A 17,026-nucleotide genomic window follows, 5' to 3' on the forward strand; every position below is an offset into this window, starting at 1 on the left:
TCCAACAACAAATAAGAACAAGGAACACCTATGAACCAGGATCTGATCCTCGAGACGAGAGGCCTCGTCAAAGAGTTCAAGGGTTTTACCGCCGTCGACGACGTTAATCTGAAAATCGAACGGGGTACCATCCATGCCCTGATCGGCCCAAACGGCGCGGGCAAAACGACTGTCTTCAATCTGTTGACCAAGTTCCTGACGCCTACCCGGGGCCAGCTGCTGTTTAACGGTCAGGATATTACCAAGAAAGATTCTGCCTCTATCGCGCACATGGGGATTGTTCGCTCCTTTCAGATCTCGGCGGTATTTCCGCATCTGACGGTACTCGAGAACGTTCGGGTTGCGCTGCAGCAAAAAAGAAAAGACACCTTTGCCTTCTGGCGCTCAGAAAAGATTCTCGACGAACTGAACAGTCGGGCTCTGGAGTTGCTGGATTCGGTGGGCCTTCGGGAGTTCTCCCATGCACAGGCCGTCGACCTTCCATACGGTCGTAAACGCTCGCTGGAGATCGCCACCACCCTCGCGCTTGATCCCGAACTGCTGCTTCTGGATGAACCTACCCAAGGTATGGGTCATGAGGATATCAGTGTCGTTGCCGAACTAATCAAAGAGGTCGGCAAGGATCGCACCATCCTGATGGTCGAGCACAATCTAAACGTGGTCGCAGACCTCTCCGACACTATTACCGTGCTTCAACGCGGAGCGATCCTTACCGAGGGCAACTACGAGTCCGTATCGGCAGATCCAAGGGTTCGTGAAGCCTATATGGGCGTTGAAGAAGATCAGCTTGAGGGCGAGGGCACCGAACACAATGGCCCGGTCGTGGAGACATCGGTATGAGCACGGCAACGAAGGTTCAATCCAACCGCGAAAAGCTCCGAATCAGCGATCTGCACGCTTTTTACGGCGAATCCCACATTCTCCATGGCATCGACATGACGGTTAACCAGGGCGAACTGGTGACTCTGCTTGGGCGAAATGGCTCAGGGCGCAGCACCACCCTGAGGGCGATCATGAACATGGTCGGTAAGCGCACCGGATCTATCGTGATCAACGGTCAGGAAACCCTCAATGTACCGGCCCATAAGATTGCTCACCTGGGTGTAGGGTTCTGCCCGGAAGAACGCGGTATCTTCGCCAGCCTCAATGTTGAGGAAAACCTGATGCTGCCCCCCAAGGTTCGTTCTGATGGCCTGTCGGTCGAAGAGATTTATGACATGTTTCCGAACCTTGCCGAGCGCCGTAAAAGTCAGGGTACTCGCCTCTCCGGTGGCGAACAGCAGATGCTGGCCATGGCTCGAATCCTGCGTACCGGAGCCAATATTCTGCTGCTGGACGAAATAACCGAAGGTCTGGCTCCAGTGATCGTTCAGAACCTCGCTGGCGTGCTGGCGAAACTCAAAGAACGTGGCTTGACGATAATTCTGGTAGAGCAAAATTTTCGCTTCGCTGCGCCGATCGCGGACCGTCACTACTTGATGGAACACGGTCATATGGTGGACGAAATCAAAGCCCACGAACTTGTCGAAAAGACGGATCTGTTGAATACCTACCTCGGCGTCTAAAACCGAGGATGTTTTACCTGAACGAAGCATAACCTGTAACAAAAACAATGAGTTTGGAGATTATTATGAAGCTGATGTTCAAAACTGCTGCTGCTACTGCTTTGATTGCCGCTGCCGGCATGGCTCACGGGAATTTGTCAGACGACAAAGTCAAAATTGGTGTCCTCACTGACATGGGCGGTGTCTACTCTGATATCACCGGTCAGGGCAGCGTCGAGGCTGTACAAATGGCTGTCGATGATTTCGGCGGTGAAGTGCTCGGCAAGCCGATCGAGGTGATTGGTGCAGACACCCAGCTCAAGCCGGACATCGGGTCCACGATCGCTCGCCAGTGGATCGAAAGCGAGCAGGTTGATGTTATTAATGGTGCTGTTGCCAGCTCGGTTACCGGTGCTGTTAGCAAGCTCATGAGCGACGCCGGAAAGATCACTTTGATCGCCGCTCCAGCCAGTCATGCATTCACCACCAAGGGTTGTTCTCCTTATAACGCGCATTGGAGCTACGACGTGGTATCTCTGGCCAACGGAACCGTGAAACCCATGGTTGAGGCTGGCAAGAACCGGTGGTTCTTCATCACAGCGGACTACGGTTTTGGTCATTCACTGGAGTCTGTTGCAACGGGCGTGATCGAGGCGAATGGCGGTGAAGTTGTGGGTGCTGTGCGTGCGCCGCTGGCTACTACCGACTTCTCCTCCTATATCCTGCAGGCTCAGGCTTCCGGCGCAGACGTCATTGCGCTGGCCAACACCGGCAGCGACATGGTTAACGCCCTTAAAACAGCCGCGGAATTTGGTGTCACCGAGATGGCTGAAGTAGCCGGTTTGCTGGTGTTTACCCCGAATGCCCAGGCCCTGGATCCTGCCATCGCAGGTGGCATGAAACTGACCACTGGTTTCTACTGGGATATGGATGATCAGACCCGCGAATGGTCAAAGCGCTATATGGCCCGCATGGACGGCACAATCCCTTCTATGGCTCAGGCCGGTGCTTATTCTTCCACTATGCATTACCTGAAAGCGGTAGAGGCAGCCGGCACCGACGAGTCTGATGCTGTTATGGCCAAGATGAAAGAAACGCCAGTAGAAGACTTCTTTTCACGTAACGGCTACCTGCGTATGGACGGCCGAATGGTTCACGACATGCTGCAGGTTCGGATCAAGACCGCTGCCGAGCGTAGCAATCCGAACGATATCTTCGAAATCGAGAAAGTGATCAAGGGTGAAGACGCCTTCTTGAAGCTCGAAGATGGTGGTTGTGAATTCGCACTGAACCATCAGTAACCTGACCGGGGCAGGGCTGCCTGCCCCTTCATCCCTGATTTACGACAAGAAAAGGAAGCTTCGGCTTCCTTCTAGCTACTGTTGGGTGTGGTTATGGCAACTTTTTTCGATATCAATCTATTTGCCCTGTTCGGACAACTGCTGATCGGATTGATCAACGGCTCTTTTTACGCGTTGCTTGCTCTGGGCCTTGCGATCATTTTCGGTTTGCTGAAGATCATTAATTTCTCTCAGGGTGCGCTCTACATGCTTGGCGCTTTTGCCGCGTGGATCGGCCTGAATTATCTGGGAATCAGCTATTGGTGGGCGCTGGTACTGGTTCCACTGGCCGTGGGCGCATTCGGAATTTTAATGGAGCGCGTGCTGATCCGGCCCATCGCGAACGAAGACCACCTATACAGCCTGCTGCTAACGTTTGGCATTGCCTTGATACTGCAAGGCCTCTTCAGCCACGGCTTTGGTTCTTCCGGTCTGTCCTACCCAATGCCTGAAGAGCTCAGAGGCGGGACGCGTCTGTCCTTTATGTATTTGCCCAACTACCGGGCCTGGATCATCGTCTTCTCATTACTGGTTTGCGCGAGCACCTGGTTCATGATCGAGAAAACCAGACTAGGCGCGTATCTGCGTGCTGGTACCGAAAACCCGCAATTGATGAAGGCTTTCGGGATCAACGTACCGCTACTGGTCACCCTGACTTATGGTTTTGGCGTTGGCCTCGCGGGACTGGCTGGTGTGCTAGCCGCGCCAGTTTACACAGTGTCCCCGGACATGGGGGCGAACATCCTGATCGTGGTCTTTGCGATCGTCGTTATCGGCGGCATGGGTTCCATCGGCGGCGCAATTCTCACCGGATTGGCGATGGGTATTGTCGAAGGGCTCACCAAGTACTTTTATCCCGAGGCCTCCAATACCGTGATCTTCCTGGTAATGGTGCTGGTACTGCTGGTTAAGCCAGCCGGCTTGTTTGGCAAGGAAGCGTAGAAATCCCTGCGCTACATTTTCGCCGCTGATTCGTTGTGAGGTAACAAACATGTACAACAAAAAGCTCAACCTGGTGTTACTGGGCCTAGCGCTGGTCGCTCCTTTCGTTTTTTATCCTGTTTTTCTTATGAAGGTGCTTTGCTTTGCTCTGTTCGCCTGTGCTTTTAACCTGCTGCTGGGATTCGCCGGGTTGCTTTCTTTCGGCCACGCAGTTTTTCTGGGAACTGGCGCCTATGTCACCGGCTATGTGATGACCACCTACGGTCTCACGCCGGAACTTGGCATTCTCGCAGGCGTTGTTGTGTCCGCGCTGGTTGGTTTCGTCTACGGCAAACTGGCGGTAAGGCGTGAAGGCATTTATTTTGCCATGGTTACCCTGGCGCTGGCCCAGCTGGCGTTCTTCTTTTACCTTCAGACACCGTTCACGGGCGGCGAAGACGGTCTTCAGGGCATCCCGCGTGGCAACTTGTTTGGTCTGATCGACCTGACCGACAACATGACCATGTATTACTTTGTGTTGGCCGTCTTCATTATTGGATTTCTGACCATTTACCGCATCATTCACAGCCCCTTTGGTCAGGTCATGAAGGCAATCCGCGAGAACGAGCCACGGGCCATTTCTCTGGGTTACAAGGTAAACCAGTATAAGCTGATGACGTTCGTCATCTCCGCCACACTGGCAGGCCTTGCGGGTTCCACCAAAGCACTGGTATTCCAGCTGGCGTCCCTTACCGACGTTCACTGGTTCATGTCGGGCGAAGTGGTTTTGATGACCCTGCTGGGTGGTATGGGTACGATCTGGGGACCGGTTGTTGGCGCAGCCAGTATCGTTTCCATGCAGAATGTTCTCGCCTCCGGGCCTCTCGCAAACTATATCCATGTCGTCATGGGCGTAGTGTTCGTGATCTGCGTGTTGGCGTTCCGAAAGGGACTGGTCGGTGAATTACAGAAGTTGCTGAGAAAAAATGTCAGTTGAGTCGATTTGACTCATTAAACCCGCCGTTTTCGCCCAGCGAACCGCCGCATCGCCTGATCTGAATTTACGTAAACGGATTCAGTGAAGGCGGCGCTGGCATGTCCAAGCTCTTCACTGATATGCCGTATATCAGCGCCGGCCTCAATGGCTTGGCTGGCACCGGTATGACGGAGGTAATGGGTTTCGGTTCGGATGCTTTCGAGCTGGCGAGCTTCCTCCGTCCGACCTTCGGCATCCAATCTTTCGACGGTAAGCATGATGGCCTGTTCATACACTCGCTGGACCTGGCGCTTACTCAAAGCACCGCCCTTGGCGGAGGGCAGAATAGGGTGGTTGTCGCCCTGAACAGGCATCGCAGTCAAGCACCCAAGGTGTTCTCGCCAACGCTGAAGGTAGGGCAGGTATTCGTCTGGCAGGGTAATCGTACGATCCTTATCACCTTTACTGAACACGTAATAGGCCCAGTACTCTTCACCTTGGACGAATTTTCGTTTGAAATCTCCAAACACCGGCGTTCTTGTTGAGCCGTTTTGCCTCTGCCTTGGTCCTAATTCGCTCACCCGTAAAAATAACGATTTCATGGTGACCACAACGAACAGGTGACGTTCGTATTTCCTGTTTTCCTCTGCTGCCAGCAGCAGCGATTCGAGTAGATAAGCCCACTGCATATCCGAAAGCCGGCGAACATCGGTTTCGGTATCGACATCGTTGATGGTCTGAACCTTTTGATCACGCTTGCGCATGCCAATCATTGGATTTTTCTGGATGTAGTCTTGAATCAGGAGGTATTTGAAAAACGTCTGAAGAGCGGTCTTGCTGGCGTTGAGCGAGGCTTGAGTAATGGCGTAGTTGACCGTACCTTCGGTTTTTTCCTGCTTGGAACGGATCGCAAAAGGGCGCCATTGAGAATTCGGTAAGCGAAGGCCCTGACGGTCCTGGAAGGCGGAGTATATGCCCTTACTGATCCAGCTCTTAGGAGGCATGGTCAGTGTTTTGAAATACGCCGTTATCACGTCGGAGTCTGTTTGCGCCAGGGTGCGTTTCGATGTGACCCACAGATAGTTCAGGAAACGCTGAACCTCAGAACGGAATCGAACAAAGGTGCCTTGGACATCCGAATATTTTAGAAGAAATTTACGCGTGATCTCGTAGTCCGCACGCAGCAATTCTTCGGGAATGCTTAGGTTCTGAAAGAACTCTGGTATTGACGGGTGCCGGTGAAAATCACCTTGGTCTTCAAGGTTTTCGGCGGTATCAAAAAGCGGGTGGCCTGAAAATGATGACATCTGGAACCTGACTGATTTCGGTTTTCAGCCAAGGGTAGCTACGTGCCCTTTAAAGATCCAATACTTTGAATATTGGACATTCGCTATTAGGCATTCATTGATATAAAGGTGTGTCCGAAGTCTGGCTGTTGCCAGAGTCCGGACACATGACAAGCTTTGATGGATGAGATGTTATGGCTTATCGTTTAGCCGACCTTTGGATTGATGGGGGTTGGAGCGTGCCACACGCTAACTTCGAACTGGGAGTACCAGTTTAGTACGTAACACAAGCCATTTTATGGCGATTAAACCAAGCCGCCATCTACGATGTAGGTCTGGGCCGTAATCATACGGCTATCGTCTGAAGCCAAGAACAGCACCATCCGGGCTACGTCTGCTGGCACTACCCTCTGGTGCAGACTCTGATTCTCGAGTACCTGGCGCTCAAGCTCTGGATCCCACCACAGGGCCTTCTGGCGCTCGGTAATGACCCACCCAGGCAACACAGTGTTGACACGAATACCGGCATCTCCCATATCTCTGGATAAGGTACGAGTTAAACCGATGGTACCTGCCTTGGCACTGGAGTATGCGCTAATATCTCGCGAACGGCGCATGAAGCTAGGTGAGCTGAAGTTGATGATTGACCCACCCCCGGCAGCTTCCATTCCAGCGAACACCGCCTGGCTCGCAAACAAGACGTGTCGAAGATTGGTGGCCTGCAGCTCATCCCAGGTTTCAACGTCAAGCTCTGTTAGTGGCACTCGCGTATCGCGGGCAGCATTGTTAACCAGCACCTCGATGGTACCGAAATCATCGACCGCCGCATTGATTACCTGCCGTAACGAGGCAATATCAGTAACATTGCAGTAAGAGAAGCGTACTTGGGCGCCTTGGGCCTGCATGCGCTCAGCCAACGCGGTGCCCGCCTTTTCATCAATATCCACGAAGGTAACTTTTGACTGCTGTTCGCAGAAGTGCTCCACCATACAGGCGCCAATTCCGCTGGCTCCGCCACTAATAAAAATATGCCGACCTTTTAGACTGGGGTAACGCGCATACTGACTCATATTGATCATCCTTCTGATTGTCGCTGGTTAACGTAAGGAAGGTGCCACCCTCAATAAACGTCGCCGTTCTGAGTTTGGAGGCCCATGGCTTTAAGAATGCCGCGGGAGCCATTAACCAACAGACTTGCATCCGAACCCGCTGTAACCAGATTACAACCGCGGGCCAGCATGCTGCTCGCATGTTCCGGGGTGCCATTATGAATGCCCACCACTTTGCCTTTTTGACGACAGCGTGCAATGAGCGTTTGAATGATTGTGTCCAGCTGACCTTCTCCATGATCAAAACCGGGTTTTTCTCCATGTGAGAGCGCAAGGTCCGCGGGGCCAATGTAAATGCCATCGAGACCATCAACCTCAAGAATTTCATCAAGATTGGCAACGCCTTCGCGGGTCTCGATCATACCCAGAACCAGCACTTCATCGTTGGCATAAGTGGCATAGTCCGCACCGGCATACAGCATGGCGCGGTGGGGCCCATAACTGCGTTTTCCCATTGGGGGGTAACGGCTGGATTCCACCAGCGCCCGTGCATCGTCAGCGTCATTGATCAACGGCGCGATAAGGCCATAGGCTCCTGCATCCAACGCCTTCATGATCAGCCCGGGCTCCAAACTGGGAACCCGGACTAACGGCACAGTTGGAGTTGTGGAAATTGCGGTCAGCATGCTGACAAGTTCCGGATAACCGATCAGGCCATGCTGCATATCGATGGTCAGACTATCCCAACCCTGATGCGCCATGATTTCGGCGGCAAACCCGCAAGGCATTGACAGCCATCCGTTGACAACACCCTCTCCTTTATTAAAGCGTTGCATAAGTCGATTAAAACGCATGAAATTCTCCAGTTACGGACCTACATGGTCACTGTGCAAGATGGTGAAGAGTGGTCCTGCCGTTCCGGCAAGTCAGTTGCCCGCCCCAAAGGTCGCGACAGCTACACCGGGCACCTCGACTTCTAACGCAAACACGCTACCTGACAAGGGAGCGGCGGCCAGAGCATCGGAGGTCAACCCATGACGCAACGTGGTGATATAGAGCGTCTTCATATCTGCCCCGCCAAAACAGGGCATGGTTGGGCCAGGGCAGGGAAGACGCACTTGACGCGCCAGTCGTCCGGTGCGGTCCCAGTAGTTCAGTACACTGCCAAAGACCCCCGCGCTCCAGTACCCACCCTCTATATCCGTGGCTCCACCATCAGGCATGCCATGTTTTGCAGGATTGGTGACTGCCATGACACGCGGATTGGTCATTTCACCGCGTTCGGGGCAGTAGTCGGCAACGTAAAGGGTGTCCCGTCGAGTGTCGCTAAAGTGCATACGGCGGCCATCGGCGCTCCAAGCCAGCCCATTGGAGACGATCAGGTCCCGATGCAAACAGACCGACTTGCCGCCAGAATCCACACTGTAAAAACGTCCCAGCGGCCTCGACTTCTTTTGTTCGTCCATGGACCCGATAATAAAGCGCCCGCCCGGGGCCACTTTTCCATCATTGAACCGCGTGCCCTCTCGGGGTTCCCCGGCCGGGCAGCAAAGCCATTCCAAGGTACTGCTCGTTGGTTCAAATAGGTAGATGCCGGACCGCATTGCGACAATCAATCGACCATCCATACAGAGCCCGAAGGCGCCCATTGTCTCAGGCATAACCCAGCGCTGACGCTCTCCATCACTGATGCGATAGGATTCAATGGCCGGTGCGTAAAGATCAGCCCACAAAAGGCAGCCTCGCTTGGCATCCCACACCGGTGATTCGCCTAACTCTGCTTTAGACTCAATTAGTAGTTCCAGCTCAGCCATTAAAGTAACCTTTTGTTTTCGCTGTTCGCCGCCCGCTCACCTAACTTCCGACTAAACATTCAGTAGATATCAGGCTCTGGCGTACTTCCCGGCGCCCCCTTGGCAAAGTCGAAATCACAGCCCTCATCGGCCTGAAGTACATGGGCTTTATAAAGGGAGGCATAACCGTGCGGGTGACGATCTTCCGGCGGATTCCATTCTGTGAGACGGCGTTGAATTTCGTCTTCCTTGACCAGCAGATCGAGGCGCCGGTTAGGCACATCGACAGAGATGACATCACCAGTCCTGACTACCGCTAGGGGCCCACCGACGGCCGCTTCAGGCGTTACATGAAGAATACAACTGCCATAGCTGGTGCCGCTCATCCGTGAGTCTGAGATACGCAACATATCGCGAACACCTTGCTTCAGCAGTTTGCCGGGGATCGGCATCATTCCCCATTCAGGCATTCCCGGGCCGCCAACGGGGCCCCCATTTTTCAGCACGATGACACTGTCGGCCGTGACCGGGAGATCTTCATCATCGATATGTGCTTTAAGTTCAGCAATCGTCTCAAAGACATAGGCCGGCCCCTGATGTACATGCAAACGCGGGTCAGCAGCAGTGGGTTTGATGATAGCCCCCTTGGGGGCCAGGCTGCCGGTGAGCACTGCGGTACCCCCTGAGGCATTAACCGGGTTTTCCAGTGAGTGAATTACCTCTGGTCGCCAGACCTTTGCACCCTCGATGTTGTCACCGAGACAACGACCGGTGATGGTCATGGCAGAAAGATCAAGTTCCCGACGAATGTTGGTCATCAGAGCTGGCAACCCTCCGGCATAGAAGAAATCTTCCATGAGATATTCCCCGGAGGGCTTAAGGTTGAGTACCAGCGGCACGCGCCGTGAAATTTCGTTGAACCGCTCCATCTTCAAGTCGATACCGAGGCGCCGCGCCATGGCGACGAGATGGATGATGGCGTTGGTGGAGCCGCCAATGGCCATGTCCACGGCGATGGCGTTATCAAAGGAAGCGGCGCTCATTACGTCTGTAGGTTTAAGGTCTTCCCCGACCATCTCAACTATCCGTTTGCCACTGGCATAGCACATACGGTTATGGTTGGCATCTACCGCTGGAATACTGGAGGCGCCCGTCAGGCTCATACCCAAGGATTCACCGATAGACATCAGCGTTGCAGCGGTACCCATTGTCATGCAGGTGCCCGGTGATCTGGCGATGCCATTCTCGATTTCGTTCCAGTCATCCAGGCTGACAGTTCCGATACGTCGCTCGTCCCAGAATTTCCATACATCGGTGCCACTGCCCAGTACTTGCCCGCGATAATTGCCACGCAGCATCGCGCCTGCCGGCACGTATATCGTGGGCAGATTCATGGAAATCGCCCCCATCAGTACGCCGGGTGTTGTTTTGTCGCACCCACCCATGACCACGGCGCCATCAACGGGGTAGCTGCGCAGCAATTCTTCTACCTCCATCGCAAGCATATTGCGATACATCATGGCGCTGGGCTTCATCAATTGTTCGCCCAGAGACATAGCCGGCAGCTCGACCGGAAAGCCGCCCGCAGCGGTAATACCGCGTTTGATATCCTTGACCCGCTCGGGGAAGTGAGAATGGCAGGTATTAAGATCATTCCAGGTATTGATGATAGCGATCACCGGTTTACCGACGAACTCCTCGCCCCAGTACCCCATCTGTTTGACTCGCGAGCGATGTCCGAAAGAGCGCAGGTCATCTCTCTCAAACCAACGATTGCTTCTCAAGGTTTTTGAACTCATAACCTCACCCTCCGTGATGCAGATAGTTTGTGTATATTTCTTTAATTTCAGAGACCTTCTTCTCAACATATGAGATCAGCTCGTCATCGATTTCTCTCATATCTCCATGCGCTTTCGAGGAAATAACAACGGCCATTTTTGTGTGGTTCTCTATAAATATGGGAAGCGAAAATGAAATCATGCCGATTTCCAACTCACCATAAGAGGTGGCGTAGCCGCGATCTCTTATTTTCTTGCACTCCTGAGAGAAGGTGTCAGAGTTGACAATGGTGTTTTCTGTTATCTTCTTTAGGCCGTGTTCTGCTATCCAGCTTTCAATGTTTTCATCTGCTTCGTTGGCTAGAATCAACTTGCCTCCTGCCGAGGCGTGAGCAGGAATCAGGTCACCAATAGCAAGCTTACTTGCATAAACCCTTCGTAACGGAGACCTGCAGAGGAACATCACGTTTCCTCCTTGTAGCGTTACGATAGAGACCGGAAGGTCTATTTCCTGAGATAAATTTACGATCTCTTTAGACAAGACATCCAGAATAGGATTTTGATTTAGATACTTGCCTGATATCTCTAACCATTTGGCAGTCAGAAAAAACTTATCATCGATTTGGTCCAGGTAACCTAAGCTTTTAAAGGTCAGGAGAAACCTTCTAGCTGCAGCCCTGCTAATGCCTGTGGACTTTTCAACCAAGGTTGGGGTTAGCCCTTCTTTTTCAGAAGAAAATAGATCAATTAAAGACATGCCTTTAAGCAAAGTCAGGGACATCGATTTTTCGTCCATTAATAATCACCGTAACCGTTTAAATTATAATTTTATTGTTCTATAACACGCCGTTACTTATAAAGCCCTAAGAACTGGGGCAGCGCCAAGCTCAGTTGGGGGAAAGACGTGATTAGCACCAGAGCTGCAACCATTGCTACAAAAAAAGGAAACAGTGGTCGTATAACCGAATGAATACTTACGCCCGCCACCGAACAACCTATGAACAGCGCAATTCCCACCGGCGGAGTGAACAACCCGATACAGAGATTGAAAATCATCATGATTCCAAAATGCAGTGGGTCCATTCCGAGGCTGGTGGCCACTGGCAGGAAAATTGGAGTAAAGATTAAAATTGCCGGCGTCATGTCCATGAAAATACCCACTGCGATCAAAATCAGGTTTATGATCAAAAGCAGTATTAGGGGGTTTTCAGAGATCGCCAGCAGAGCCTCAGTAATCATTTGAGGGATATCGGCGCGGGTCATGACCCATGACATTGCAATGGACAAAGAGACCAGAATGAGCACCAGTGCCGTTGTGGTTACCGACTCGACTATAACTTTGTAAATGTCTTTCAGGGAAATCTCCCGATAAACAAATACTGAAAGGAAGAAAGCATAGAGAACGGCAACTGCGGAGGCTTCAGTCGCAGTGAATACTCCAGCCAAAATTCCTCCTATTACGATTATTATCAGTGCAAGACTGGGTAGTGCTGTGACAAAGGCTTTTAATTTCTCTCTAATTGTCGATCGTTCGCCTACTGCGTACCCCGCACGCTTCGACAGAAAATACCCTGTCACCATGAGCGCAAAACCCATTAGGAAACCCGGTAAATAGCCTGCTGCGAAAAGTGCGGCTATGGATATATTCCCAGCTGTTACCGCATAAATAATCATGACGTTAGAGGGTGGGATCAATAACCCTGTTACGCATGAGGAAATATTAACAGCAGCTGAATAAGTGTCTGGAAAACCAGCCTTACGTTGCATGGGGGACATCGCGCTACCTACGGCGGCTGCCGCGGCTGTCGCGGAGCCTGAAATGGAACCAAACATCATATTGGCGAGTACATTGACATGCCCCAGCGATCCCGGTGTTCGCCCAACAAGAACCAACGCCAAGGCAATTAACCGCCGTGCTATTCCACCGTGATTCATTAACACGCCAGCAAGAATAAAAAATGGAATCGCCAATAAAGAGAATTGGTCTAGCCCCGACACCATCCGTTGGCTGATGATCGTCAGTATTATTTCCGGCGGAAGAATGAAACATCCCGCTATAAAGGCGGAAATACCTAAAGCAAAAGCAATTGGAACACCAGTGAAAACCAGGAAAAAGAACGAGACAAGAAGGACTAGGGCAGCATTCATTTGCGAACCTCGTCTATAGAAGGAGCTTCACTCCCAGTATCTGATGACAGACTGAATAAAGACTCAATCAAATTTACTATGCAGAATAAACAGATCAAGGAACCTGAAACCGGTAGGGAAGCGTAGACGTAACTCATTGATATCTGCAACGCAGGAGAAGTTTCGCCCATACTTGTTTCGACCATACGGAGTCCGCCGATAACCATAATGACGAAAGAGAAAGCACCTACCATCAGTTGGATATAGATGTCTACATAACGTCTTGATCTTCCTTTAAGAATACTTTGCAACAAGTCAATGGCAATATGGCGTCGCGATGAACTGCAAATGGCTGCCCCGATGAGCACTAACCATATAAGCAAAAAACGGGATAACTCATCTGTTAACGTGCTAGGCTGAGAAAGCAAATACCGGCTTATCACTTGCCAGCTGACGCACAGGACTAACACCGTCATTATAGAAGCGCCAATTATTGATAGTAGCTGCGTCAAATGTTGGCGTATTCTGAAAATGTGATTTAACATATCTCGCCTTTATATGAGTCCCGAGGCAATAAAGCTTCGGGACTATTCATAAAACAATGTCTATTTGTTTTTATTTCGCAGCGGCTCGCACAATTTCAATGAGTTCGGCTTTCTCTGGGTCAGCCATCAGCTCGTCGATGAGGGGCTGAACAGCAGCCTTAAAGGGCGCGGTGTCAATTTGGATGAACTTACCACCAGCCGCCAACACGGTTTCCCGAGCTTTTTTCAGGTCCTGTTGATAAAGTTCTTTTTCATAAGAAATGGATTGTTCTGCAGCTTTCTGCAAAATTTCCTGTTCTTCCGATGTCAGTCGATCCCAGCTTTTATTAGAAATAGTCAAAAAGTCGACCACCACCGAATGCTTGGATTCCGAGAAGATTGTTGCTACTTCGAATTGACGGGATGAAACCCAAGTAGTTACGTTGTTTGCCATCCCATCAATCACACCTTGCTGAACAGCGGTATACGTTTCGCCAAATGGGATAGGCGCAGGTGAGGCGCCCATGAGTTCGAGCGTGCGGTTAGTTGTTGGTGTCGAAAACGTTCGAATTTTCATGCCTTCAAGATCAGCTGGCGTATGAATTGGCTTGTTTGTCGCGAAGTTACGAGTTCCGGATGGGTAGCCCGCAAGGTTAAAAAAGCCTTTCTTGCGAGAAGCTTCATTGATTTTCTCTGCTACTTCACCTTCTAGTACTTTTGCAAGGTGCTCATCATTTTCAAAAAGATATGGCACGCTGAAGATGAAATATGATGGATCGTAAGCCTGTAACTCAGCGTAGAACCCTTTCGTCATATCAATGGCACCTTGCTGCATCATTGCCATAACAGCATTGGTTTCTCCCATCTGACCGCTAGGGTATATCTTTATCTCCATCTTACTGTTAGATAGCTCATCCACATCGGAAGCAAATTGCGCGAAAGTTTTCGCTAGAACGTGATCCTTGCTCAAGTTATGCGCGAGGGTCAATGTGGTTTCTGCCGCAACGGCAGATTGTGCGGATAAAGCAGTTATGCCAAAACAAGCTGCAATCATTATTGTTTTAAACATTTTGTTCTCCGTTGAGCTAAAGAAAACGTGCTGAAATACTTCATGCAACACATCTTTCAATAGTTAACCAGTTTTTGTTTGAGCATCCCGCCTTCCGGAGACGGTATATCGCCCGTATTTTGGAGCATATAAACCAACGTATTCACAACAGCTTAGAAATTTGGTTGGTTTAATCAGGCCAAACGTTTTGTTGTTTCCTGTTTCTTCTACTTCGACACCTAACAATTTCAGGTTAGCTCACCTAAAAGTTTTGTGTCAAGTATCGCACGAACGGGCGATAATCGCACAAAACGTTGTGGGGCGCCGATGTGCCGGCTATCGGTTTCAGGCCGTAGTCGGTTCGCGGTTATCCAGTGTTGAAGAGATCCGAGTCGGGAGCAGGGTGCTCAGTAAAATTACCCCACCAAACCAGGGCGTGTTCATGCTGAGTTTCTGCCGTTTGCCAAAGAAATTCTGGCGCAGGAGAGGGCGGCGCTGGCGTGTATCCAGCGTCCAATGTGTTAAGTGCTAAGGTCTGGGTATTTATCGATTTTTTGGTGGAAAGAATAGGCAGAGAGCCGCGTTGGTTGAGTTAATTTTTGATTCGAACCGTAGCATTGCTCAATCTGGATCCTTACCTACAATGTCCAATACACCTAAATATTGGACATCCGAAATGCGCCCGTCCGAAGGGCTTTTAGCTCAGTCTTTCATAGCGAGTAATGTTGACTGCGGGTGCCTGCGCTTGTGATCGCAAGCACCAAATTTTTTGTTAATCGACCGCAATACCACGCTCAATAAGCTGGCTTCTCAACCGCTCAACCCTGAGCCGGTTCACACCCATATCGGAAAACCCGAGGCGCGACTGTGATCGAATGTTCAACTGCTGCATGTCGGTATCAATCAACAGCTCGAGATAATCCGGGAAACCAAGCCCATCACTGTAGCAGGTGATATTCACATATCCGTATCGAGCCTCGTTCAATGAAGCTCCTGGCAACTCTAGAGCTTCGGCTTTGATGGCTGCCCAAACGGATTCGCTCAATGGCTTTGTTAATTGAATCGGTTCGATGGTGTGATAATTTGTGGTGGACGACGTAGAGACGCAGTTCCAAAACGGCGGGCATTCATCCAGCACGAAATCGGTGCCCGTTGGCGGTACGTTTTCGGTAGAGGCACATCCGGTCAGAAACACGATTAAGAGAATAATAAAGTGGCGCACGTTGTTAGGAGCTCTTTATAGAAGTGTGGGTTGGCCAGAATAAGGCGAAGATTCTCCACCTCTGGTTTTCGAAAGTATAGCGTTCCTCACAATCCACAACTGCGCATAATGTATATTATGTTAAATAAGGTGTAGGGTTACGCATGACTGTTTCGCTGAACCGCTCGCGTATGATCTCGGGCCGACCTTCATCGTGGCCCATGTTTTTTGCGATACTCGGTTGGTGTGCAGCCCAATTGTTTGCGAAACGCTGTGTTGAATGTTGATTTCGAGTTGAAACCTACTTCGTAACAGATCTCAGAAACGCTCTGAGGTGTCTCGTTTAAGGCTTTGCAAGCCGCTTCGATACGATATCCATTGACCCAATCATAGAAATTCGATCCAGTGCAGAGATTGATGGCAGCCGATGCCTGATGAGTCGTGGTGCCACAGGTCTCGGCAATCGTTCGAAGGGTCAGTGTATTTTCTCTGAAGAGCCCCTCTTCCATAGCGTGTCCAAACTCTTTGAAAAGAGTTACGTCTGTCCCCTCAACCGGCATAGGATTATTGTGCTCGGTTGATTCCTTTGATGACAATGAAACAGGAACCGCCCGCTTTATGTAGGTGGGCGGGTGTGCATGTGTTAGCAGTAGGTAAGTAAGATAAGCCGTGGTTGGCGCCAACACAAAAGCCACTGAAAAGCTTTCATCAAAAAGGAAGTAGACGATGATTCTGATGGTCATACTGGCAAAGATAATCAACTGAATGAGCTGAAGATGTTTCACCCATTCACGTATGGCCGCCTTGCGGGTGTTGACACCTTTTTTTCGTTGTAGCCACCAATAAAAGAGACTGGCAGCACCGACAACGGCCAGATAGGAATTGCCATAGAGCGTGATTGGTTCCCAGAGAGACTCGGCAACCCTCCCCTGAAACATCCAGTAGACCTTGACCTCCCCCGGCATGCTCCAGAACGGTATTGCAAGAACCGCCACCAGGATCATCGGGGCAGCGTGCAGCCACCAGTCCCTTGCATGATGCAATGCGTTGTCGCCCTGAATGGCTCGGATGTAGCCGTAGATACAGAAAGGGATCATCACGATAAGCGGATCGAACAGCTTGAGAAAGAACGGAAACCGTTCCATCAAATCACTGGCCTGGTATATGAATTCCTGGGACTGTAGGACAACCAGGGTCACCAGCGCGAGCAGATATGCTATTGGTAGCCGGTCGTGCTGCCTGTTTACAAACCATGTCAAACTGGCAAAAAATAAAATAACCCCGATGCAAAGGCATATTAGTGCGACGGTGCCTGTCCAGTAATTCATCTCTTCTCCACGTTCGAATGGATCGATTCGAACTTTCATCTTTTTGTTTTGTAAGAAATAATAATAGTTTTTTCGGATCTATCGATGCGAACGACCTAGCTTGCCGGATGC

The 17,026-nt window shown here is 50.8% G+C and carries 16 protein-coding genes; 5 read left to right on the forward strand and 11 right to left on the reverse strand.

Annotation, left to right across the window (positions count from 1 at the left end; translation table 11 throughout):
- The first annotated feature begins 30 nt into the window (after positions 1-30).
- The 5 genes from K5L82_RS04600 to K5L82_RS04620 all read left to right on the forward strand — a co-directional run bounded on the left by K5L82_RS04600 (position 31) and on the right by K5L82_RS04620 (position 4,802).
- On the forward strand, positions 31-840 hold the full coding sequence (locus K5L82_RS04600; protein ID WP_223133349.1) for an ABC transporter ATP-binding protein: 810 nt from the start codon (positions 31-33) through the stop codon (positions 838-840).
- Positions 837-1,565: an ABC transporter ATP-binding protein gene (locus K5L82_RS04605; protein ID WP_223133350.1), complete on the forward strand. Its 729-nt coding sequence runs from the start codon at positions 837-839 to the stop codon at positions 1,563-1,565. The genes K5L82_RS04600 and K5L82_RS04605 overlap by 4 nt, the downstream gene beginning before the upstream one ends.
- 65 nt (positions 1,566-1,630) lie before the next feature.
- Entirely contained in the window at positions 1,631-2,845 is a 1,215-nt protein-coding gene (locus K5L82_RS04610) for an ABC transporter substrate-binding protein (protein ID WP_223133351.1), read from the forward strand.
- Positions 2,846-2,938: 93 nt separating this feature from the next.
- A complete protein-coding gene (locus tag K5L82_RS04615) occupies positions 2,939-3,826 on the forward strand; it encodes a branched-chain amino acid ABC transporter permease (protein WP_223133352.1) in 888 nt (295 codons plus the stop codon).
- Positions 3,827-3,875: 49 nt separating this feature from the next.
- Positions 3,876-4,802: a branched-chain amino acid ABC transporter permease gene (locus K5L82_RS04620; protein ID WP_223133353.1), complete on the forward strand. Its 927-nt coding sequence runs from the start codon at positions 3,876-3,878 to the stop codon at positions 4,800-4,802.
- Between the two features lie 14 nt (positions 4,803-4,816).
- Here K5L82_RS04620 and K5L82_RS04625 read toward each other — a convergent pair whose 3' ends face one another.
- The 11 genes from K5L82_RS04625 to K5L82_RS04675 form a co-directional block, all read right to left on the reverse strand.
- Entirely contained in the window at positions 4,817-6,088 is a 1,272-nt protein-coding gene (locus tag K5L82_RS04625; RefSeq protein WP_223133354.1) for a tyrosine-type recombinase/integrase, read from the reverse strand.
- 284 nt (positions 6,089-6,372) lie between these two features.
- Complete coding sequence (locus tag K5L82_RS04630) at positions 6,373-7,137, reverse strand: SDR family NAD(P)-dependent oxidoreductase (RefSeq protein WP_223133355.1); 765 nt, start codon at positions 7,135-7,137, stop codon at positions 6,373-6,375.
- Between the two features lie 50 nt (positions 7,138-7,187).
- Positions 7,188-7,970 (reverse strand): HpcH/HpaI aldolase family protein, encoded by a 783-nt coding sequence (locus tag K5L82_RS04635; protein ID WP_223133356.1) that lies wholly within the window; start codon positions 7,968-7,970, stop codon positions 7,188-7,190.
- A 72-nt stretch (positions 7,971-8,042) separates the two neighbouring features.
- Positions 8,043-8,930, reverse strand: coding sequence for an SMP-30/gluconolactonase/LRE family protein (locus K5L82_RS04640; protein ID WP_223133357.1), 888 nt, complete (start codon positions 8,928-8,930; stop codon positions 8,043-8,045).
- Between the two features lie 59 nt (positions 8,931-8,989).
- Positions 8,990-10,708 carry an L-arabinonate dehydratase gene (gene araD / locus K5L82_RS04645; RefSeq protein WP_223133358.1) on the reverse strand — a complete coding sequence of 573 codons (1,719 nt, stop codon included), beginning with the start codon at positions 10,706-10,708 and terminating at the stop codon, positions 8,990-8,992.
- A 4-nt stretch (positions 10,709-10,712) separates the two neighbouring features.
- Positions 10,713-11,483, reverse strand: a complete 771-nt coding sequence (locus K5L82_RS04650) for an IclR family transcriptional regulator C-terminal domain-containing protein (protein WP_133005500.1) — start codon at positions 11,481-11,483, stop codon at positions 10,713-10,715.
- 53 nt (positions 11,484-11,536) lie between these two features.
- Positions 11,537-12,835 (reverse strand): TRAP transporter large permease, encoded by a 1,299-nt coding sequence (locus tag K5L82_RS04655; RefSeq protein WP_223133359.1) that lies wholly within the window; start codon positions 12,833-12,835, stop codon positions 11,537-11,539.
- Positions 12,832-13,359 (reverse strand): TRAP transporter small permease, encoded by a 528-nt coding sequence (locus tag K5L82_RS16795; protein ID WP_133005502.1) that lies wholly within the window; start codon positions 13,357-13,359, stop codon positions 12,832-12,834. The genes K5L82_RS04655 and K5L82_RS16795 overlap by 4 nt, the downstream gene beginning before the upstream one ends.
- A 70-nt stretch (positions 13,360-13,429) precedes the next feature.
- A complete protein-coding gene (locus K5L82_RS04665; protein WP_223133360.1) occupies positions 13,430-14,407 on the reverse strand; it encodes a TRAP transporter substrate-binding protein in 978 nt (325 codons plus the stop codon).
- Between the two features lie 751 nt (positions 14,408-15,158).
- A complete protein-coding gene (locus K5L82_RS04670; protein WP_316933366.1) occupies positions 15,159-15,608 on the reverse strand; it encodes a DUF1499 domain-containing protein in 450 nt (149 codons plus the stop codon).
- 188 nt (positions 15,609-15,796) lie between these two features.
- Positions 15,797-16,915, reverse strand: coding sequence for a helix-turn-helix domain-containing protein (locus tag K5L82_RS04675; RefSeq protein WP_223133361.1), 1,119 nt, complete (start codon positions 16,913-16,915; stop codon positions 15,797-15,799).
- Between the last annotated feature and the right edge of the window lie 111 nt (positions 16,916-17,026).

The sequence above is a fragment of the Marinobacter sp. AL4B genome, assembly GCF_019916045.1.
Classification (GTDB): Bacteria; Pseudomonadota; Gammaproteobacteria; order Pseudomonadales; family Oleiphilaceae; genus Marinobacter.